Source organism: Erythrobacter sp. JB1-4, assembly GCF_057365025.1.
In genome coordinates, this window is sequence record NZ_CP200292.1 from 1,922,280 (window position 1) to 1,942,918 (window position 20,639).

General features: G+C 58.5%; 20 protein-coding genes. 8 read left to right on the forward strand and 12 right to left on the reverse strand.

Annotation, left to right across the window (positions count from 1 at the left end; all coding sequences use genetic code 11):
- Nucleotides 1–156: 156 nt before the first annotated feature.
- Both murJ and secB read right to left on the reverse strand, forming a co-directional pair.
- Complete coding sequence (murJ, locus tag AC0V61_RS09010) at nt 157–1,806, reverse strand: murein biosynthesis integral membrane protein MurJ (RefSeq protein ID WP_486156912.1); 1,650 nt, start codon at nt 1,804–1,806, stop codon at nt 157–159.
- A 47-nt stretch (nt 1,807–1,853) separates the two neighbouring features.
- Nucleotides 1,854–2,384 (reverse strand): protein-export chaperone SecB, encoded by a 531-nt coding sequence (gene secB / locus AC0V61_RS09015; RefSeq protein ID WP_486156913.1) that lies wholly within the window; start codon nt 2,382–2,384, stop codon nt 1,854–1,856.
- 389 nt (nt 2,385–2,773) lie between these two features.
- On the opposite strand from secB, the gene AC0V61_RS09020 reads away from it, so the two are divergent.
- The 3 genes from AC0V61_RS09020 (at nt 2,774) to AC0V61_RS09030 (ending at nt 5,364) form a co-directional block, all read left to right on the forward strand.
- Nucleotides 2,774–3,445 (forward strand): Tim44/TimA family putative adaptor protein, encoded by a 672-nt coding sequence (locus AC0V61_RS09020; protein ID WP_486156914.1) that lies wholly within the window; start codon nt 2,774–2,776, stop codon nt 3,443–3,445.
- 29 nt (nt 3,446–3,474) lie between these two features.
- Entirely contained in the window at nt 3,475–4,758 is a 1,284-nt protein-coding gene (gene mltA, locus AC0V61_RS09025) for a murein transglycosylase A (RefSeq protein ID WP_486156915.1), read from the forward strand.
- Nucleotides 4,759–4,833: 75 nt separating this feature from the next.
- On the forward strand, nt 4,834–5,364 hold the full coding sequence (locus AC0V61_RS09030; RefSeq protein ID WP_486156916.1) for a Smr/MutS family protein: 531 nt from the start codon (nt 4,834–4,836) through the stop codon (nt 5,362–5,364).
- 2 nt (nt 5,365–5,366) lie between these two features.
- Here AC0V61_RS09030 and AC0V61_RS09035 read toward each other — a convergent pair whose 3' ends face one another.
- Nucleotides 5,367–5,957 carry a 2OG-Fe(II) oxygenase gene (locus AC0V61_RS09035; protein ID WP_486156917.1) on the reverse strand — a complete coding sequence of 197 codons (591 nt, stop codon included), beginning with the start codon at nt 5,955–5,957 and terminating at the stop codon, nt 5,367–5,369.
- 34 nt (nt 5,958–5,991) lie between these two features.
- Nucleotides 5,992–6,543, reverse strand: coding sequence for a DUF2306 domain-containing protein (locus tag AC0V61_RS09040; RefSeq protein ID WP_486156918.1), 552 nt, complete (start codon nt 6,541–6,543; stop codon nt 5,992–5,994).
- A 201-nt stretch (nt 6,544–6,744) separates the two neighbouring features.
- On the opposite strand from AC0V61_RS09040, the gene AC0V61_RS09045 reads away from it, so the two are divergent.
- Nucleotides 6,745–7,350 (forward strand): hypothetical protein, encoded by a 606-nt coding sequence (locus tag AC0V61_RS09045; protein ID WP_486156919.1) that lies wholly within the window; start codon nt 6,745–6,747, stop codon nt 7,348–7,350.
- Complete coding sequence (locus AC0V61_RS09050; protein WP_486156920.1) at nt 7,347–7,613, forward strand: LytTR family DNA-binding domain-containing protein; 267 nt, start codon at nt 7,347–7,349, stop codon at nt 7,611–7,613. The genes AC0V61_RS09045 and AC0V61_RS09050 overlap by 4 nt, the downstream gene beginning before the upstream one ends.
- Here the strand turns inward: AC0V61_RS09050 and AC0V61_RS09055 are convergent.
- The 5 genes from AC0V61_RS09055 to aroC all read right to left on the reverse strand — a co-directional run bounded on the left by AC0V61_RS09055 (nt 7,590) and on the right by aroC (nt 14,077).
- Nucleotides 7,590–8,240 (reverse strand): Pr6Pr family membrane protein, encoded by a 651-nt coding sequence (locus AC0V61_RS09055; protein ID WP_486156921.1) that lies wholly within the window; start codon nt 8,238–8,240, stop codon nt 7,590–7,592. The two genes, AC0V61_RS09050 and AC0V61_RS09055, sit on opposite strands and share 24 nt — an antisense overlap.
- A gap of 97 nt (nt 8,241–8,337) precedes the next feature.
- Nucleotides 8,338–10,512: a catalase/peroxidase HPI gene (katG, locus tag AC0V61_RS09060; protein WP_486156922.1), complete on the reverse strand. Its 2,175-nt coding sequence runs from the start codon at nt 10,510–10,512 to the stop codon at nt 8,338–8,340.
- Nucleotides 10,513–11,054: 542 nt separating this feature from the next.
- Nucleotides 11,055–11,945 carry an NAD-dependent epimerase/dehydratase family protein gene (locus AC0V61_RS09065; protein ID WP_486156923.1) on the reverse strand — a complete coding sequence of 297 codons (891 nt, stop codon included), beginning with the start codon at nt 11,943–11,945 and terminating at the stop codon, nt 11,055–11,057.
- Nucleotides 11,946–11,972: 27 nt separating this feature from the next.
- Nucleotides 11,973–12,986 carry a fatty acid desaturase gene (locus tag AC0V61_RS09070; RefSeq protein WP_486156924.1) on the reverse strand — a complete coding sequence of 338 codons (1,014 nt, stop codon included), beginning with the start codon at nt 12,984–12,986 and terminating at the stop codon, nt 11,973–11,975.
- A complete protein-coding gene (gene aroC / locus AC0V61_RS09075) occupies nt 12,986–14,077 on the reverse strand; it encodes a chorismate synthase (protein WP_486156925.1) in 1,092 nt (363 codons plus the stop codon). Before aroC ends, AC0V61_RS09070 begins: the two co-directional genes overlap by 1 nt.
- A gap of 266 nt (nt 14,078–14,343) precedes the next feature.
- Between aroC and ruvA the strand changes: the two genes are divergently transcribed.
- The 3 genes from ruvA to ruvB are packed head-to-tail and all read left to right on the forward strand — an operon-like array spanning nt 14,344 to nt 16,675.
- Entirely contained in the window at nt 14,344–14,952 is a 609-nt protein-coding gene (gene ruvA, locus AC0V61_RS09080) for a Holliday junction branch migration protein RuvA (protein WP_486156926.1), read from the forward strand.
- Nucleotides 14,952–15,632: a hypothetical protein gene (locus AC0V61_RS09085; protein ID WP_486156927.1), complete on the forward strand. Its 681-nt coding sequence runs from the start codon at nt 14,952–14,954 to the stop codon at nt 15,630–15,632. Before ruvA ends, AC0V61_RS09085 begins: the two co-directional genes overlap by 1 nt.
- Entirely contained in the window at nt 15,629–16,675 is a 1,047-nt protein-coding gene (gene ruvB, locus AC0V61_RS09090; protein ID WP_486156928.1) for a Holliday junction branch migration DNA helicase RuvB, read from the forward strand. Before AC0V61_RS09085 ends, ruvB begins: the two co-directional genes overlap by 4 nt.
- Nucleotides 16,676–17,315: 640 nt before the next feature.
- Here ruvB and AC0V61_RS09095 read toward each other — a convergent pair.
- From AC0V61_RS09095 to AC0V61_RS09105, 3 genes are all read right to left on the reverse strand, one after another.
- Nucleotides 17,316–19,214, reverse strand: a complete 1,899-nt coding sequence (locus tag AC0V61_RS09095) for a hypothetical protein (protein WP_486156929.1) — start codon at nt 19,212–19,214, stop codon at nt 17,316–17,318.
- A 230-nt stretch (nt 19,215–19,444) separates the two neighbouring features.
- The gene (locus tag AC0V61_RS09100; protein ID WP_486156930.1) at nt 19,445–19,747 is read right to left on the reverse strand and encodes a hypothetical protein; all 303 of its coding nucleotides are present in this window, start codon (nt 19,745–19,747) and stop codon (nt 19,445–19,447) included.
- Between the two features lie 204 nt (nt 19,748–19,951).
- Nucleotides 19,952–20,221, reverse strand: a complete 270-nt coding sequence (locus AC0V61_RS09105; protein WP_486156931.1) for a hypothetical protein — start codon at nt 20,219–20,221, stop codon at nt 19,952–19,954.
- Nucleotides 20,222–20,639 lie beyond the last annotated feature (418 nt).

Consider the following 20,639-nt stretch of genomic DNA (forward strand, 5'->3'; position numbering starts at 1 on the left):
GAGGTGCTGGATCAGCCCTCTAGCCATCGCCAAGCCGCCCGCCCACGCAGTACGAATCGCGCAGGGGCAAAACGCAATGGGGCTGAACCGGTCGAGAAGAACGTGTTTGTCATCGCCCCTGCCAATAGCACATGCCTTGCCCCTTGCAAGAACAGCCTATTGCTTACGGGTGAGGGCTACGATGCGCGCTTTGTCGATTGCGCCAAACAGGAAGGCGAGCCCGAAATAGACGGTGACGGCTGCACCTACAAGCACGCCCAAAGCGCCAAGCCGTGCGAACAATCCTGCCGAATACCAATCGGTAAGGGTGCCGCTGGCGTAGAAGAGCGCTGCGCCCATAGCGGCGGCGGCCAGCACCTGTTTGGTGAGGCGGAAAATCAACATGGCGGGCATGCGATAATGCCCGCGCGCAGCCAACACGATCAGCAGGAACGCGACATTGATCCACGCGCCCACAACGCTGGCGGCTGCAATGCCCGGGACACCATAGCCAAGGCCCACAAGCTCAAATTCTGGGAAAGGGATTTCGATCAACCAAAGGTCGAGCGTGCCCCCGATGGAAATGCCAACATTGAGGATGCAAGCGCTGATGAAGACGCCCAAGGAGATAAATGCTGCCACCACCGGGGTTCGCGTATCCGCGCGGGCGTAGAAATTGGGCACCAGCACCTTTACCAGCACATAGGCAGGAAGGCCCAAGACAAGCGTCGCCAATACCTCGCCGGTCACTGCCGCATCGGCCAAATCGAACCGCCCGCCTTGGAAGATCATGGTCACAAAGGCTTCCGCACAAATCGCCAAGGCAACCGCGGCGGGAATGGTCAGGAGCATCGCAAGCTCAATCGCATCGGATTGGAGGGCGCTCGCGCGTTTTTCATCCTTGCCGCCGATAAATTTGGAGAGGTTAGGAAGGATCGCTGTCGCCAATGCAATGCCAATAATGCCCAGCGGCAATTGGTTCAGTCGGTCGGCATAGTTCATGTAGCTGACCGACCCATCCTCAAGCTGGTTGAGGAAGTAGAGCTGCACAAGCGTGTTGATCTGATACGCGCCGCCGCCAATCGCTGCGGGCAGGGCAATGATCGAAAGCCGCTTCACCTCTGGCGTGATGCGCGGCCACAACAGCTTTGGCCGAAATCCTTCAACCCGCGTCCAATAATACAGCCACGCCAGCTGCATCACCCCTGCGCCCGTCACCGCCCAAGCAATACCGTAAGCGATTTGTGTGACGCTTGCCCCGGTGGTTTGCGCAAACCACTCGCCCGTCAGCAGCGCCGCGATCAGAACAATGTTCAAAAGAATGGGAAAACTTGCTCCGGGAGCGAAACGCGAGACCGAATTGAGCATCCCTGTGAACAGCGTCACCATGCTGACAAGGATGATGTAGGGAAACATGATCCGCGCAAAATCAACCGCGAGGGGATAGGTCTCACCATCAATCGGCTTTTCCGAAAGCAGCCAGATGACGCCCGGCATCGCAATCTCAAACACCGCCACCAGCGCGATCAACACCGGCAGGAAGACACTCAGCACATCGTTGCTGAAGCTCTTGGCTTCTTCAAGGCCCGCCTCCGGGTCATCCTTCCCATGCAGACGCTTGGAAAACATCGGCACAAAGGCGGCTGAAAACGCGCCCTCTGCGAACAAACGCCGGAACACATTGGGTATGATAAACGCCTGAAACCACGCATCCGTCACGCCGTTTGCACCAAGGACACGCGCGAAAATCATCTCGCGCGCCATCCCGGCAACCCGGCTGACGAGGGTGAGGGACCCGATCGTCCCTACGTTTTTGAGCAGGCTCATGGGTGAGTGACTATCCCGTGGGCCAAGCCAAAAGCAAGGCGTGACCCTTAAGCGGTTGGCGCAGGAGTGGTCACACCGCCTTCTTGTGCACGGCGTGCTTGAAGCTGCTGAATGTAAAGACCGTTGAAATCAATCGGCTCAATCATAAGCGGCGGGAAGCCTGCATCGCGAACAGCATCGGCAATTACGCGGCGCGCAAATGGGAAGATGATGCGCGGTGCTTCGCCGTAAAGGAAAGCGTGCGCTTGATCTTCGGGGATGTTGCGAATGCCGACAAGCGCACAATAAACGAGCTCAATAATGTAGGCAGGACCCTGCTCACCGGCCGCGTTGATGTTGATTTTTAGATCAACCTCATGGACCTCATCACCCTTGGCTTCGGCACCGATGTTGAATTGCACGTCAACCTTGGGCTGATCGGCCCATTGGTACACCTCTGGAGCGCTTGGGTTCTCGACCGAAAGGTCTTTCACATACTGCGTGATAATGCCAGCAGCAGGCTGGTCATCCGCGCCGTTTGCGCCCTGGTTGTCGAGGTTGGTGAGAACGTCGCCTGGTGTGGGGCTGTCTTCGGCCATAATAATCGTATCTTTCGCTTGGAACAGGTGGGGTCTCTTGGGAGTTTTGGAAGGACACGATTGCCCCCCTTGGTCTCAAGGACATGAATCTGGTGAGCGCGCCTAGCAGGGGGCAGGCTTTTGGGCAATATTTCCCTTTTCCATTCGCAAAGCCGCCGGCAAGAACAGCAAAACCCGTCTTTCCGGTCCAATATTGCGGCATTCTGCTTCAAAAGGGGCGTTGGCGAATTGAATTTTATGCCTATCTGTGGGAGTGAACATCGCGGCTCGTTTGCAACCGCTGCGAATCCGGGCCGTATCTTGTGTCGGTATACACTTTCAATTCAGGCCTTCTGGCTATGATTGAAAAAATCGAGCCGGTGCAACTGAGGCCAAATCAAGGAAGTAATGTGATTTTAGAAATCGTTATCCTCGCCATGATCGCAGCGTTTTTGGGCTTGCGCCTCTATTCGGTGCTGGGCCGCCGCGCAGAGCATGAAGAGGAATCGATCCCCGGTCGCTTTGACGCTGGCGAAAACGGCGAAGCGAAATCCCCTGCCGCGGCACAAGGGCCGCAAGCCGTTCAGCCTCGCCCGGTTGAACTTGAAGGCGTGCTCCCAGCAGTAGAGCGTGGCATTCGCGATATCTCTGGCGCTGATCGCAATTTTGAATTTGCGACCTTTATGGATGGTGCACGCAGCGCGTATGAAATGGTGCTTGAGGCGTTCTGGGAAGGCGACAAAGACACTTTGCGTGAGCTTTGTGATGATGATGTGTTCGCAGGCTTTGAAGCGGCAATCGATGCGCGCGAGGCCGAAGGTCACGTACTTCAAAACAAGCTCATCCGGATCGAAGAAACCCGCGTTCACTCGGCCAACTTGGAAACCGCTAAGTTTAGCAAGGTTGCCCGGATTGCGGTGCTGTTCGTTGCTGATATCGCCGCGGTGACGCGCGATAAAGACGGCAACGTCGTAGCAGGCAGCCTCGATGATGCGATTGAAAGCCGCGATATCTGGACATTCAGCCGCGATATCTCTTCGCGTGATCCAAACTGGATCCTTGACGAAACCGATCAGGGTTAAGGCGCGTTTCGCCGGGGTTCGGGGCACTTATGTTCGGGCTGCGCAGGCACTCTTCTTATAGCAATGTAATTCGGCTGGACGGGCCGCACCCTCAAAGACATGCGCCGCGCTCGCTTGGTGCGGGCGCAGCTGCGCTTGCCTCCCTTGTCCTTCTAAGCGGCTGTCTGCGGCTTATTCCAGAGGGCAATGCACCGCGCCCCGACCTGCCAACCCCGCCCCCTGTTACCACCGCTGCGAGTGCGGCGCTTTCAGGGGTAGTGCGCGGCCCCAGCGTTGGCGCGCTTGGGATCAGCCAAAATGATGCAGGCACAGCTCTTGCCGGATTTATCGAAAGCTGCCCGCAGCTCCTTCGCCGCGAGGACAGAAGTGGCCTGTCGTATAACACCGATTGGCGGCCCGCGTGTGAGGCAGCTGTAAATTGGCCTTTGCGCGATGCTCCGCGTTTTTTCCAAACCCATTTTGAAACCGCCCGCATCGGCAATGGTGAGGCATTCGCCACCGGATATTTTGAGCCTGAGATCGCAGGCTCGCGCACGCGCCGCCCCGGGTTTGACGTGCCGGTCTACGCTATGCCGAGTGATTTGAAGCGCGGCTGGCCCCGCAGCACGCCTCAATCCGAACGCACCGGACGCGCACCATTGGGCCGCGAGCTGCCTAACGGCGATTTCGTGCCTTATTACGAGCGTGCCGAAATCGAAGATGGCGCATTGGAAGGCCGCGTGCCCGTCATCGCTTATGCCGCCGATCCGGTTGAATTCTTCTTCCTGCAAATCCAGGGCTCTGGCCGCCTTCGTACGCCCGAGGGCGAGGTGATCCGGATTGGCTATGCAGGGCAAAACGGGCGCGGGTACACCGGCATTGGCGGAGTGATGCGCGAGCGGGGGCTTCTCGGTAACGGGCCGGGGCAATATTCCGGCTCGATGCAAGGCATCATGCAATATATCCGCGAGAACCCGCGCGAGGGCAAAGCTCTGATGCGCGAAAATAAGAGCTGGATTTTCTTCCGCGAGCTAACCGGCGATGGCCCCTTGGGCGCGCTAGGTGTGCCGGTTCGAAGCGAGGCGTCTGTTGCAGCTGACCCTGCCTTTGTGCCGCTGGGCGCACCGGTGTGGCTCGACCTTGATCGCAATGAGGCGGATGGACTTTGGATTGCTCAGGATACAGGCGGCGCGATCAAGGGCGCGAACCGTTTTGACACCTTCTGGGGCGCTGGCGAAGAGGCACGCCGGATTGCAGGCGGGATGAGCGGGCGTGGCTCTGCGCTTCTACTGCTGCCCAAAGGCACCGTTGCACGCCTCAACCAGAGGCGATGAGCCTGTATTCATGAGCCTGCATCCATGAGCCTGCATTCATGAGATATCCCGGCGGCCTTTCCGAGCCCGAGCAGCGTGCACTGGGCACGGCTTGCATCGAGTGTGACGCCGATGCCGGGCAAGAAAGCGCCTGTGGTGCAAGAGGCAGAGGAAGCCAAGCCAGTCCAAAAGGTCAAGCCGGCTCCCAAACCCAAAGCACCGCCCGTTGCCAAACGCCCCCTGATGCGCGCAAACAGCCCGTCGCCTGTGAAACGGCCCATGGCCTCTAATCAGCTCGACGGTAGCTGGAACCGCAAGCTCAAATCGGGGCAAATCACGCCCGACTACACGCTCGACCTGCACGACCATAACCTCGACCGCGCCTATGACCGCATCATGAGCGGCCTTGACCAAGCGCGCATGATGGGCGCGCGGGTGGTGCTGGTGATCGCAGGGCGGGAGCGTCCGGTGGACCCTGCGGACCGCGGATCAAAACGCGGCGCAATCCGGGCAAAGCTTCTCGATTGGCTCGCAGTGAGCCGCCATGCGGATGCCATATCAGCAGTGCGGCGCGCTCATATCCGGCATGGCGGAGAGGGCGCGCTTTATCTGGTGCTGAGGCGCTGATCCTAAGGCTCTTCGCCGGGTTTTGGCGAGTACATCACATCGGTGCGCAGCATGTACTTCTCGCCTGATGTGACCACATCGCCCCGGTGAGAGATGGGGTGGAAGAACACAAGCGCTTTGCCCCTTGCAGGCTCGAAGCTAAAATCATCGAACAGGTAGGGAGTGAGCACCGCACTAAAGCTGGTCGCGCCCCCTTCAAAACCGTCGTTCAAACAAATGAGCACAGTGAACATGCTGCTCTCGCCATTCTCGCGAGCATAGACGCCGTCCTGATGCCAATCGAAGAAGTGCCCCGGCCTGTAGCGATAGATCCGGAAACGTTCGTTGAGGCCCATGGCGCGGCTGCCAAAGCGCATAGATTGTGAATGTGGCTCAATCTTTGTCCAAAGTCGCCCAGCCAAAGCCGCGTCATCAAAGATCACTCTGTCATTGTTGCGGATGTCCTTCCGCAGCTCGCCGCTGATCGAGTCATTGAGGGTCGCCTCGTGAAACCCATGAGAGTGAGCAAGCGCGATCACTTGCTGGCACTCTTCTGCGTCAAGAAATTCCGGGATTTCGACGACAAGGTCCTGAATGCATTCTGGGATGATCATAGCACGTACAGGTTAAGCCTCGTTTCTCCTATTGTCACCCAAAGAGCATCACATTCATCAGGCGACCGGGAAGGATGATTGCGAAGATGCCGGGGATCATCAGCGCGCCAAGGAAGAGGCTCACGATTTCCGCCTTGTGACGCTTGATATCGCCTTTGCGTGCGCTGCTGATGATGAGCCACGATGCGCGGTAGGTGAGCGGCACAAAGATATGGATCCAGGACAGCGCCATGCCTTCATGGATAAACAGCGTTGATGTCGCGGTGATCACCATCAGAGCAATCCAAAGCTTGCCAAGCGCCTTGTGCATCGCAGTGCCCTTTGGAGCGAGCAAAAGGTAAAGGCCGAGCGGCACGCAGGGGATGACGGTTGCGACGTGGAACGCGACGGCGGCATTGCCTAGGTGCGGCAGGTCAGGGGCAAAGCCAAAGAGGGCCCGCGCAATCGCTAGAAAGCAAACGGCTGTCATTGTAGTGCCTGCAAAAAGGACCGCTGCCCGTGTCACGAGACCCAATTGCATAACGCCTTTGGGTTGGTTCAACTCTTTGAAGGAAGCGAGTGGGTTATTGAGAGTTAGAGCGGTCATGGTGCGCCTTTCAAGTAAGCTTTGCGTTTCGTTGAGACCCACAATGACCTGAGCCCGTTCGCCAGCAATGTGTCCTGCGCCGCCGGGGCACAATGTGCGCGAAATGGCGAGAGAAATGGCGAATTCTCTAGCTTTGCCACTTTACGAAGCGCGAATGGGCAGGCAGTTTACCCCCACAAGATGACCGAGGGATCAGGCAACATGACGCAGGCACCAGAGCTCTCAGAACCACAACTCACAGGCCGGGCAGCGTTCTGGCGTGGGCTCCTTACTGATCTGGCGATCATGACGGGGATCGGCCTGTTTCTTGGCGTCCTTGGTCCCTTTGGGACAATCAACCTGCCTTTGGGTGTGCGTCTCGTTAGCTGGCTGTTCTTCGCCTATCTTGGCTATGCTTGCTATCGCCCGATGGAGCCGCTTGTCGCTTGGGGTGAGAAAGCTCTCGATTTGCCACGGATAGGGCTTTGGATTGCGGCGGCCGCGATTTCTTCGATCCCCATGACATGGGCTGTCTTGAGCATTGGGAACCTGCGCAATCCGTTCTATTGGCCCGGGCTTGATGTGGCTTTGACCAGCTATTTCTACGTCTTCGTCGTTGGCGGAGCAGTGACGCTGTTGTTCAATGTTTTAGGCCTGCGCAAGAAAGCGCAAGTCGCTGCGCCCCTGCGCCCCCTGCACCCCAACCAGACGCACCAGTGTCAGACGCGCCTGAACCTCCAGCATCTGCGCCGCCTCAACCCGCTCCGAACCCGCCCAAGTCCAACGCGCTTCTCGATCAGCTCCCCCCGGCTTTGGGCAGCGACGTGATCGCTTTGGAGATGGAGGACCACTATGTCCGCGTGCATACGTCACTGGGATCAGAGCTGGTGCTGATGCGCTTGCGCGATGCGATGATTCACGTTGCCGATATCGAAGGTCGCCAAGTCCACCGCAGCTGGTGGGTCGCGCGCCTTGCGGTTGAGGACATCAAGCGCGAGGGCCGCAATGTGCGGCTGGTGCTGCCCGGCGGTTTAGAGGCGCCCGTGTCGCGCGCTCAGGTTGCGGAGCTAAAGGCTGCTGGCTGGCTCTAGTCTCTCGCTTAGCATCGGTTGAAGCCGGTTCTTTACCGCCACCAATGCTGCGCCAAGCGCTGCGAAGAAAACCGCAAGCCCTGCGCTGTTAATGAGATATTGGGTCCATCCCAATTGGCTAAGGTCCATGAAGAAGTAGGCGTAAAACCCCGTGACCTGACCCAAAACCAAGGCGAAAGCTCCATAGGTAAGCGGCGGCACCATGATGCTTGGGATCAGTTTCATGGTTGAAGCGGCACGCGGTGTGTAGCGCAGCCAGAACAATACAAAGGCGAGGGGCACAAAGGTGTGGTGCGACTGGTTTGTGATCCGGTCGAGGCCAACCGGGTGATGGAGGTGCGCGAGCGCTCCCCAGTAGATCGCGCCAATCACCGTGAGCATCGTTGCCAAGGCTGCCATTACGCCCTTGGGAGGAGCTTTGCCCAAGCCAATCGCGGCAAGCACGATGCAGGCACCGATGTTTCCCCAAATGGTGAAGAAGCGCAGCAGAAAGCCAGTGTTCTCAAGATAGCCATATTCGCCAAGGAATGGCTGCACGCACAGCGCCGCAAAAGCGATGGCTGCGACGACCCTTGCGACCTTTCGGGCTTGAGGAGAATATAGGTTCAATTCTGATGGAGCGCTCATTCCGGCGTTCTAACGCAAACGGTCAATCGTGCTAGCCCAAGAAAAAGCCCCCGATGATCGCTCACCGGGGGCTTTTCTGTTTCGCGGTAATGTTCGCTTAGAAACGACCGGCGTTCATCACCTTGGTGAAGGCGGCGACAAAGTCGTTCACAAACTTCTCTTCGCTGCCGCTTTCCGCGTAGACTTCGGCCTGAGCGCGAAGTTGTGCGTTGGAGCCGAAGATGAGGTCCGTGCGGCTTGCGCGGAACTTCTCTTCGCCGGTTGCCCGGTCCGTGCCCACATATTCCTCATCGCCTGATCCATCGACAGGTGCCCATTTGGTGCTCATGTCGAGAAGGTTGGTGAAGAAGTCATTGGTGAGCTGGCCAACACGGTCTGTGAAGACGCCGTGCGGACGGTTGCCACTGTTTGCGCCAAGGACGCGCAAGCCCCCGACCAGAACGGTAAGCTCTGGGATCGAAAGACCCAAAAGGTGCGCCTTGTCGATGAGGAGGTCCTCGGTTTTTACATTGGCTTTGGTCTTGAGATAGTTGCGGAAACCATCGGCAAATGGCTCAAGCGCATCGAAGCTATCCGCGTCGGTCATCTCGTCGGTCGCGTCACCGCGTCCGCCGGTGAACGGTACGCTCACAGAGAAGCCAGCATCGCTCGCCGCTTTCTCTACGCCCGCGTTACCAGCCAGCACAATTGCGTCGGCCATGGAGATAGAACCGCGAAGCTCGTCGATCTTGGCGAGCACTTTGCCGAGCTCCTCAGGATCGTTAGCCGCCCAGTCCTTTTGAGGAGCCAAGCGAACCCGCGCGCCGTCTGTACCACCACGGTGGTCAGAATTGCGGTAGGTGCCGCCTGATGCCCAAGCCGCTTTCACAAGCTCGCTGACGGAAAGGCCGCTGCCGAGGATTGCCGATTTGAAAGCGTCCGCATCTGCGTCAGATGGCGCGGTGCCAGCGGGTACCGGATCTTGCCAGATCAGGTCTTCTGACGGCACTTCAGGACCCTGATAACGGACCTTTGGCCCCATATCGCGGTGGCACAATTTGAACCATGCGCGCGCAAATGCGTCGTCTAGCTGCTCTGGGTTAGCCAAGAAACGCTCAGAGATTTTGCGATATTCCGGATCCATCTTCAGCGCCATATCGGCGGTCGTCATGATCGTTGGAACCCTCTTCGACGCATCGCGCGCATCAGGTGCCATATCCTCTGGATCAGGATTCACCGGCGTCCATTGCTGAGCGCCAGCAGGGCTGTGCGTCAGTTCAAAGTCATATTTGAACAGCAGGCGGAAATAGTCATGGCTCCACGAAGTTGGGTTGTTGGACCATGAGCCTTCAATCCCGGACGTTGTGATGTGGCCTTTGCCAATTTCCTCTTCATCATGCAGCCAGCCGAAACCTTGCAGGTGGAGGTGCATGCTTTCAGGCGCCTCGCCGAACGTATCGGAAGGCTGCGCGCCGTGCGCTTTACCAAAGGCGTGACCACCAGCGGTAAGAGCGACCGTTTCCTCGTCATTCATCGCCATGCGGGCAAAGGTTTCCCGCATATCGCGAGCCGATTGCAGCGGATCAGGGTTGCCGCCGGGACCTTCTGGATTGACGTAAATGAGGCCCATCTGGATCGCAGCCAGAGGGTTTTCGAGCGCCATGCCTTCATCAGGCTGGATCCGGGTTTCAGCGCCGGTGTCGACCCAGAGTTCTTCTGTGCCCCAGTAAACCATCTCTGGCTCATAAACATCGGAACGACCGCCGCCAAAGCCGAACACAGGTCCACCCATGCTTTCAATCGCGACGTTGCCTGCCAGGATGTAAAGGTCAGCCCAGCTGATGCCTTTTCCGTATTTCTGTTTGATCGGCCAAAGCAGACGGCGCGCCTTGTCAAGGTTGCCATTGTCCGGCCAGCTGTTGAGGGGCGCAAAGCGTTGCTGGCCTGAACCCGCACCGCCGCGGCCATCGCCTGTGCGGTACGTGCCTGCTGCGTGCCAGGCCATGCGGATAAAGAACGGACCGTAGTGACCGTAATCGGCTGGCCACCAGTCCTGATCATCGGTCATCAACGCGGTGAGGTCAGCCTTCAGAGCGTTATAATCAATCGCGTTGAACGCGGCGACATAATCAAAGTCTTCGCCGTAAGGGTTGGCCGATTTGCCCTGCTCGGTCAGCAGGCCAAGGTCTGTCGCCTCTGGCCACCAATCTTTGTTCTGGCGGCCCAGCAACGTGCGGCTGCCGCCATCACCGTGGAAAGGGCAACCACTGATATCTCCGGTCTTTGCGTCCATTGTCTCTTCTCCTCAAAAAATTCACGCCTGCCCACAAGTCGCGGTTTGACTCGCGGTTCGGCGGTTATGATGAGAGGATGATGGAGAATACCAATTCGGTCCAATCGATTAATATGGCGAGATTGATTGTAAAAACCGATTGTAGCGGCAAGGCGGTGCTCAAACGTGGGCTGGCCCGGAAAAAAGGGGCTGCCCGAAAAAGGGGACCGCCTCAAAAAGGGGACCGCCCCAAAAAGGGAACCGGAAGCCGCAGACTAGTAAGGGGGAGAAGCCTGCAGACTTCCGGTTCTTTGCGATGTGCAGCCATAAGGGGGTGGGCTCACATCGAGGGTGTGAACAATCCGGCAGGGAGGGGGAGGGAGCCAGATGTTCTTCAAACGGGCGGGGTCACCCGTTGAGATGTCAAATAGGCAAAGGTTCTCGCAATGAAAGACGAGAGTTGCGATCAAACAAATCGAAAATTTGAATGTAACTTTTGAGAGCCCTTGCGAACAGGCCGAACACGAAAGGCGGTGTTCGCGATGTGCCTGGCGAAAAATGGTTTATTCCTTCTTCGGGGCAGCGCATACGCCTGGCGCAAGGACCTCCAGATCAGCCCGGTCGGCCTGTGCAAGCACCTCTTCCCAGCCCCAGCGCGTGCGCCAGCCGAGTTCCTTTTGAGCCGCAGCTGCATCGTAAACGCGGTCTATTGTGGGTGGAAGCTCCCAACCGCGTTTTTCAAACGCCGCTGCCAGCATGGGTGCGCGTTTGGCGATGAGACTTGGCGCATCTGTGGCCAGTTCCTCACAATCCGCACGCGCGAACGGCGTTGATCCTGATAATACAAAGCGCGCAAAAACGGGCCCATTGTAACCCAGCGCAAGCCTGTGCCCCTCTCCAACGTCCCTTGCATCAATACCGCGATGGAGCCGGTATGTTGCCATTTGCCGTGCGTCTTCCGGGAAGCAGCGCGACATGCGCAGCACCCGCACGGGGAGCTTTTCATTGGCGAGCGCCTCAAGGCTTTCTTCGCCAGCCAACTTGGTGCGGTGATAGATGCTCTTTGGGCTCGGCTCGGTCTTTTCATCCACCCAAGTGCAAGCGCCTTTTTGGACGGCGTGACCGTAAAGCGCGGTTGTCGAGGTGTAGAGGAAGCTCTTAATCCCGTCAGCAAGCGCCCAATTGTACAGATTGCGCGCCGCATCAACGTTGACACGGGTGAATTCCTCGTGCGCAATCTCTCCCACATGCGGTGCGTGAGGACCAGCTGTATGGATAAGAGCATCTGCCCCCTCGAGCAGTGGCCGCATGACAGTCTCATCAGCGCAATCATCAACCACCCTCGTGGTCGAAAACACCTTGGTGTCCACGCCAACCACATCATGCTCGCCCGCAAGCGCCCCAAAGATCGCGCGGCCAATTCGGCCTGAGGAACCGGTGAGGATGATCTTCATCGCGCCAGCTTGCTCCCCTGATCGCCCTTAAGCAATGGAGCGCTTCGCCTCGCGAAAAGTGACAAGCTTGCGGGCATCTTCATCCCATAGCGCCAGCCACATTGTGCCAAAGGCGTCGCGCATGCCGACGCGGTTATAGTCGGCAAGTTCAGGGTGCGCCTTTAACGCAGCGGGCAGGCGATAGAAGGGAATACGGCTCACCAGATGGTGGACATGGTGGATCGAAATGTTGCCGGTGAACCAGTTCATGACCGCTGGCAGATGGAGGTAGGAACTGCTCTCCAATGCAGAGGCGTGATAGGACCAATCCTCGCGCTTGTCCCAGGAGGTGTCTTCAAACTGGTGCTGGACATAGAACAGCCACACCCCGACAGACGCCGCCGTTAGCAGAACGGGCAAGAAGACCATCGCGGTGACCGATGCGCCAAATAGCAGGCCAAGCACCACCAAGAGCCCGCCAGTCACGGCATTGGTCAAAAGCGCGCTGATCCAATAAATCCAGCCCGCTTTCATCAGGCCGATGGGCAAACGGTGGCGCAAGAGGAAAAGGTAGGCAGGCCCAAAACCCATCAGGAACAGCGGATGGCGATAAAGGCGATACCACGCCCGGCCCAAGCGCCCCTTGGCGCGGTATTCGCGCACCGTCAAAGTGTCCACATCGCCAAATCCGCGCGCGTCCAGATTGCCCGTGCTCGCATGGTGCAGCTCGTGACTGCGCTGCCAGCAATCATAGGGCGTAAGCGTCAAAACGCCTAGCGTCCGGCCCAGCCATTTGTTGGTTGCCTTGCTTTTGAAGAAGGATCCGTGGCTGCAATCATGCTGGATAATAAACAGGCGCAGCAAAAGCATTCCAGCAAGCGGTGTCAGCACGAAAGCGGCATAATACCCCGCTTCGACCGCGAACAGCATGATGGTCATTAGGCCGGCAAATGGCAGGAAAGTGGAGGCCACTTCCCAAATGCTGCGGGCAACGCCAGGGGTGCGGTAAGCGGCAAGCTCGCGCGCCAATTTGCGCGGGTCGGGTATGGATTTTGCGTCCATTATGCGCCTCCCATCTGTGCGCGGTGAAGCAGCTTTTGATCCGCCAGCACCAGCGCCATCATCGCCTCGACCACCGGAGCGCCTCGGATGCCTACGCAGGGGTCATGGCGCCCTTTAGTGCGCACCTGGGTTGCCTCGCCATCTGAGTTGATCGAGTCCACCGGGGTGAGGATTGAGGAGGTGGGCTTAAACGCCACGCGGCACACCACGGGTTGTCCGGTTGAGATGCCTCCAGCGGTGCCGCCTGCGTGGTTGCTGGCATAGACGGGCTTGCCGTCTTCTCCGGGCCGCATCGCATCGGCGTTTTGTTCACCGGTAAGGCGCGCGGCTTCAAAGCCGTCACCAATCTCCACGCCCTTGGTCGCGTTGATGGTCATCATGGCGCTTGCAAGCTCGCTGTCCAATTTGGCGTAGATCGGCGCGCCCCATCCCGCTGGCACACCCTCAGCGACGCACTCAACAACTGCGCCCAACGATGAGCCGTTTTTCCGTGCATTATCGACCAGTTCTTCCCACCGCTGCGCCGCCCAGCTGTCGGGGCAGAAGAAGGGGTTCTTGTCCACGTTGTCCATCATAATGGCATCGCGCTCAATTTTGTCGCCGCCGATTTCGCACACGAAAGCTTTGAGTGTGACCTCGGGGATGACTTTGCGTGCGACTGCGCCAGCCGCGACCCGCGCCGCTGTTTCCCGCGCGCTTGACCGCCCGCCGCCTCGGTAGTCGCGAATGCCGTATTTGGCGTCATAGGTGTAGTCCGCGTGCCCCGGGCGATAGCTCTTGGCGATCTCGGAATAGTCTTTGGAGCGCTGATCGGTGTTTTCGATCATCAGATGGATCGGTGTGCCGGTGGTGACCTGAACCCCGTCCGCATTTGCGAATACGCCGGAGAGAATGCGCACCTGATCGGCCTCTTGGCGCTGCGTCGTATACTTGCTTTGCCCCGGACGGCGCGCGTCCAAAAAGGGCTGAATATCGGTCTCGGTCAAAGGGATACCCGGCGGGCACCCATCAATAACCGCGCCGAGTGCCGGCCCGTGGCTTTCGCCCCAAGTGGTAAAGCGGAAGACCCGCCCGAAGGTGTTGTAACTCATGGACAAGAGCCAATAACGGGTGCGCCTTGTTTGTCGAGAGTTTCAAATGCGGCCTATCTTGCTTTTGCGCCCACCCATCCGGGCGGGCGTCCTCGCTAGACGGGCAGGCAAGCTGCCCCCGCGTAGTTTATCCTGAGCGGCTGGCTTGCCAGCCAGCCGAAGGGGGCGGGCGGTCGCCCTTGCGACCCTTCGGGCCGTATGGCGCTCTTGCGGACAAACTGTGATGGCCTCTGGCGCGAGGCGCTAAGTTGGGGCAGGAACAAACCATGATTGCAAAGCTATCGGGCAGGCTGGACTCCATTGGCGAGGATTGGGCCATCGTTGATGTGCAAGGGGTGGGCTATCTCGTCCATTGCTCCGCGCGCACACTGAGCGCTTTGGGAGAGGTGGGTGAGGCTTGTACCATCCACACCGATATGCAGGTGTCGGAGAACGACATGCGCCTCCTCGGCTTTGCCGAAAGTGCAGAGCGCGATTGGTTCCGCCTTTTGACACAGGTTCAAGGCGTGGGCTCCAAAGTGGGCCTCGCAATCCTTTCCGCGCTCTCCACCGGAGAACTGCGAGATGCCTGCGCAGGCGGAGATGCGGCCAGCGTGGCGCGCGCGAATGGGGTCGGGCCAAAGTTGGCAGGCCGGATCGTCAATGAGCTTAAAGACAAGGCAGGCGCGTTGCCCGGTGGCGGCGTTGCCGGAGTGGCGATGTCAAGCGCGGCTCCCAAAGGCGGAGCAAGCGCCGATGCGATGAGCGCGCTGGAGAACCTCGGGTTTAAGCCTGCGATTGCGGCGCAAGCGGTGTCGCGGGCGCTGGAAGAATTGGGCGAGGGGGCTGGCGAGGGCGACCTGATCCGCGTGGCGCTGAAGAAGGCGGCTGGGTGATGGCCAAATCCATATTTCGATGGATGTTCAAGCTATTATTCGTTGCCAGCGCGACAGCTCTGGCATGGATAAATCTTTCTGCCTCGATAGTGTTCATTTGCGCTGTGCTTATTGTCGCGTTCGCTGACAAACTAGAGTCATTCGTCGAGGTCTCGTTTGGGCCCCTGAAGGCTAAGCTCGATCTTGATGTAAGTCAGGTGGAGGAGATCAAGAGCAAACTTAAGTCATTTGCTATCATTCAGGCTAAGGCTGGTATCGCTACAAGCTCAAGGACAGGGCGTTGGATATCAAATGAGGCCTGGAACTACGAATTGGTACTCGAAACGGAGAAGTACCTGCGCGAGCTAGGTGTTTCAGAAACTGAGATCCAGGCGGTAACATCCGACTTCGTGCGGTTTACACTCATTGACTTGAGTTGGTCGATCCTCGGTGGTTCATATGCGCCGGTCGATCTTGGGAATGACGCAATGGCGGGTTATCGCGAGTTAAGCAAAGGCAAAGAAAGGCCTGACCCGGATCAGATTGAGGCGTGGCTAATTGAATGGGGGCAGCTAAACGAGGACCGGAAACGGCGTCTTGAAGACATTAGGTGGATAATCGAGCATGACCGTATCCGCGACCGTGAGCAGTTTCGTAGAAGTCAAAACCCAATCCCTTGGAAAGAGGGGCAAGTGGGATGACTGACACCGCCCCACCCATCCACTCAGGCGAGAATCAACCCGGCGATCCGGACACAGCCCTACGCCCTAAGCGCCTTGCCGAATTCATCGGTCAGGAGGGAGCCAAGGATAACCTCTCGGTGTTCATCGCCAGCGCTAAAGCTCGCGGTGAAGCCATGGATCACACCTTGTTCCACGGCCCGCCGGGGCTGGGAAAAACCACGCTTGCTCAAATAGTTGCAAGCGAACTGGGTGTGGGTTTCAGAGCAACATCTGGACCCGTCATTGCCAAGGCAGGCGACCTTGCAGCACTCCTCACAAACCTTGAACCGCATGATGTCTTGTTCATTGATGAGATCCACCGATTGAACCCGGTGGTGGAGGAAGTTCTCTATCCCGCAATGGAAGACCGCGCGCTTGATATTATCATCGGCGAGGGGCCATCGGCGCGCAGCGTTCGCATCGACTTGCCGCCCTTTACGCTGATCGGGGCCACCACCCGGCAGGGCCTTCTTACAACGCCTCTAAGAGACCGTTTCGGCATCCCTGTGCGTCTGCAATTCTACACCCATGATGAGCTCGACCTTGTGGTTACCCGCGCGGCTAACCTCCTGGGCCTCAACATAGACCCCGCAGGCGCGCGTGAGATCGCCAGGCGAAGCCGCGGGACGCCCCGTGTGGCAGGTCGCCTCCTGAGGCGTGTGCGCGATTTTGCGCAAGTGGCAGGTGAGAGCACTGTGACACAGGCAATCGCCGACAATGCGCTCACCCGGCTTGAGATCGACCGGCTGGGATTGGATGCGATGGACCGGCGCTATCTCACCATGATTGCAACCACTTACAAAGGTGGACCCGTGGGCGCATCGGCCCTCACAGCAGGCCTCGCAGAACAACGCGATACCGTCGAAGAAGTGATCGAACCTTACCTCATCCAACTGGGCCTGATTGCGCGCACTGAACGCGGCCGGATGCTTAATGATGCGGCTTGGAATCACTTGGAAATGGCCAAACCGATTCTTCCCAGTTCGGTTAATCAATCGGGCCTTTTCGACGAAAACGACTAACTAAGCCGCTCTTTTTGGTCTCAAAACGGGACAGCGAACCGGAAAACCGCCGATTTTACGCCCTTTGACCCGCTGAACGAGCCTTGGACATGGTTAACCCCATTGCGGTCAACCTTATTTCAATCCCATCAGAGCATAGGAAATTGGTGAATGTGCAGACCGGCTGCACACGGCCATGACATGCAAGGTTCGGTTTTATGTCGATCAAAATGATATCAGCTAAGCTCGCGGCAACGGCCGCTGGAGTTGCGCTTCTGCAAGGTGGGGCGGTTCGGATGGCCGAGCCGATGAACACCGACCAGCCGCGCTTCGCGTCTGACGCGAAAGGACAGCTGGTGGAGAGCAAGGCGCTTCCCGTGGCTCGGCCCATTGGCGAACCGCGCTATGTGAAGACGCAAGGGTTTGGTGAGCCGCGTTACGTAAAAACGGATCGCGCCCGCGAACTTCCACCGCTTCCGCAGGTTGAGCCTGATCGTCGCCGCCGCATTGTTGAGCGCACGATTGAATGCGCTCCAGCGCCGGGCCCTTACGGTCCGTTTGGTGGCCCTTCTGGTGGACGTGATGTGGTGGCCGGAACCACACCGATCCCAGGCGATATCGTTGAAACATATTATGATGATGTAGAATGCCCGCCAATCGCTCAGGTCGCATATGCGCCTGCGCCTCTTCCACCTTTGCCACCTATTCGTGGCGGCGGCGGCGGCTTTGCTGGCCCGATCGCAGTTGGCGGTGGCACCGGCTTTGGCGGTGGTTTCGGCGGCGGCTTCTTCGGCGGCTTCTTTGGCGGCGGCGGTGGCGGCGGCGGAGGTATCTCCTCTGGCAACGTAACAACCACCACGACCACGTCAGGTGGCGGTTCGTCAGGTGATGTATCATCAAGCACGAGCACCAGCGGCGGCAGCACGAGCGGTGGCAGCACCAGCACCAGCGGCGGTAGCACCAGCACCAGCGGTGGCGGTTCAAGCTCGTCGGGCGATGTTTCCAGCACAAGCGGCTCTAGCGGTGCAGGTTCGAGCGGCAGCACGACCACGACGACAACGACCACGACGTCGGGCAATGTATCAAGCACGACTTCGGGTAACATTTCCTCGAGCACCTCTGGCAATGTCTCAAGCAGCACATCGGGCAACGTGTCTTCAAGCACATCGGGTAATGTGTCCTCGAGCACGTCAGGCAATGTCTCGTCGAGCACGAGCTCTGGTAATGTCTCGTCGAGCACCACTTCGGGCAACGTTTCGTCAAGCACGACGTCTGGCAACGTATCGAGCACGAGTTCGACCTCGGGCAATGTATCCAGCACGACCAGCTCGACCTCTGGCAATGTCTCAAGCACGAGCACGTCGACCACCTCTGGCAACGTGTCGAGCACGTCGAGCACCTCTGGCAACGTGTCGAGCACCTCGAGCACATCGGGCAACGTGTCCAGCACTTCGACCTCGACCTCTGGCAACATCTCCAGCACGTCTGGCAATGTATCGAGCACCAGCACCGGCGGCGGTTCGTCTTCATCAAGCTCATCGTCGTCAAGCAGCAGCTCAAGCTCGTCTTCGAGCTCATCTGGCGGTAGCGGCTCAGGCGGTAGCGGCTCAAGCGGTGGCAGCACCGGCGGTGGATCAAGCAGCTTTGGCGGCTCAAGCTCGTCATCTTCATCGAGTTCATCCTCGTCGTCGAGCAGCTCATCCTCTTCGGGTGGTGCAAGTTCGGGCGGCGCCACTAGCGGCGGCAGCTCCGGCAACTTCAGCAGCTCGACCAGCTCTTCGTCGTCAAGCTCATCTTCCAGCTCGTCCTCGTCTTCATCAGGCGGTGCTAGCTCAGGTGGCGCAAGCTCAGGTGGCGCAAGTTCAGGCGGCTCAAGCAGCTTTGGCGGCAGCTCATCTTCATCGAGCTCTGGCTCCTCGTCATCGAGCAGCGGTTCTTCTGGCGGTTCGAGCAGCTTTGGCGGAAGTTCGTCATCCTCAAGCTCAGGCTCATCCTCCAGCAGCAGCTCTTCATCGGGCGGCGACAATGGTAGTTCCGGGGGCAGCTCAGGAAGCAGCTCAAGCGGTTCGTCTGGTTCATCAGGCAGCAGCTCGGGTGGCTCAAGCAGCTTTGGCGGCAGCTCTTCGTCTTCCAGCTCAGGCTCGTCTTCTTCGAGCAGCAGCACCTCAGGCGGCGCGTCTAGCTCATCGTCAGGCGGTAGCTCTGGATCATCGGGCAGCAGCACATCAGGCGGATCAAGCAGCTTTGGCGGAAGTTCTTCGTCTTCAAGCTCAGGTTCGTCCTCAAGCAGCTCCAGCACCTCAGGCGGCGCAACAAGCACGTCTTCAGGTGGAAGTTCGGGCAGCTCGGGCTCATCAACGAGCACTTCGGGCGGCAGCACGACAAGCACATCAACCAGCGGCAGCTCAGGTTCGACAACGTCAACCAGCACCGGTGGCTCGACGACATCAACATCGACTTCTACCTCTGGCTCATCATCGTCCAGCACCAGCTCTTCGACCTCGGGTGGAAGCAGCGGTGGCAGCAGCAGCGGCGGCAATGAAGTGCCAGCGCCGCCCATGATGATCCTCTTCGGCCTTGCAGCCGGCGCGATCCTCTCTCGCAGGGCGTTCGGTGCAAAGACTGCCAAGACCAATGAGGGTGCAGCGGTTTAGAAAAGACCCCAACCCGGGGTGGCAACACCAAAAGGGCGGCTTCCTTAATCAGGAGCCGCCCTTTTTTATTCCTTTTTCACTGTATTCGAAGTGCTGAGTGAGCGCGATGCCAATACGCAGCGCCCAGCCGTTACGGCTAGGTTCCGGGGGATTCACCGGGCACTTGGCCGCGGCGTTGAAGGTTTGCGGCCTTGTAGCGCGACTCTTCGGCCAAAGCCCGCCATTCGCCCCGTGTCGCGCACACTTTCTTCTTCATACGCGAGCCAATAACCGCGACCCGCTTGCAGACGCGTTCATTATCATCCTCAGCCGCTTCAGCCTGTGGAGGAGCCCCGTGCGTGACCACGTCCGAGACCCCATGCGTGACCGCGTGCGTGACTACTGGCGTGGCTTGGACCCAAAGCAAAGCAGTGGCGGCTAGTGTTGCAGAAAAGAGCATTTGCAAATCCCTTCAGTGATGAGGATTGACACTCTAGAATAACACCAGCGCCGTGACCATGGGCGCTCAATCATAAGCCAACCTTAAACACTGGGCGCGATGCTCAAACGCAAAAAGGCGGCCTTCGCAATCGGAAGACCGCCCTTTTAGATTTCTTGCGGGTCTTTACGCCCTGGTCTTTACGTTCTGGTCCTTGCGGTCGGATCAGCCGCCGATGCCGCTGCCCGGGACCTGCCCTCGGCGTTGAATGTCTTCGGTGGTTGAGCGCGATTGCTCAGCCATTTCGCGCCACTCCTTGCGCGTGGCACAGACCTTTTTCTTCATGCGAGTGCCGATCAGGGCCACCCGGCGGCATTCACGCTTGTTGTCATCTTCCGCTGAAACCTGCGCGTCAGCCGCAGCAGCCTGCGTTTCGACCGGTGTCGATTGGAGAGAAAAGGCAAGCGTTGCAGCAAATGTTGTCGTCAATAGCATTGGGAGAGGTCCTCCGATATTGGGGCTTTGATGTGTAAGGCCTATAGATAAGCGGTGCTGTAATCTAGCCCAGATCGACAAGAGGCGACCTGGTAACCACGAGCAACATGGCGCCGAAAAGCCGTTCGATTGACCAGCAGTGATAGATTGTTGCTTTAGTTGAGGGCCTTAGCCGCGCGGGGGTGTTGGTGGTTGAGACGCGCTGTAGTCTTTGTGTTGGTGCGCAGCTTTGCCTTTCAATGGTGCGCCATTTGGCCCTTCTTGCGCAAATGCGCTTTTCAGGCGCAAGGCTGGCAGCGATATTGTCTTACAGATTCGCGCACTGTCATCCAGCACTGCTGCCGCCGCGACCAAATTATGCTCGTGCCGTCGCTCTAAGGGCTATTGTAAGTTGAAAGAGCATCACTTTGGATGCCAC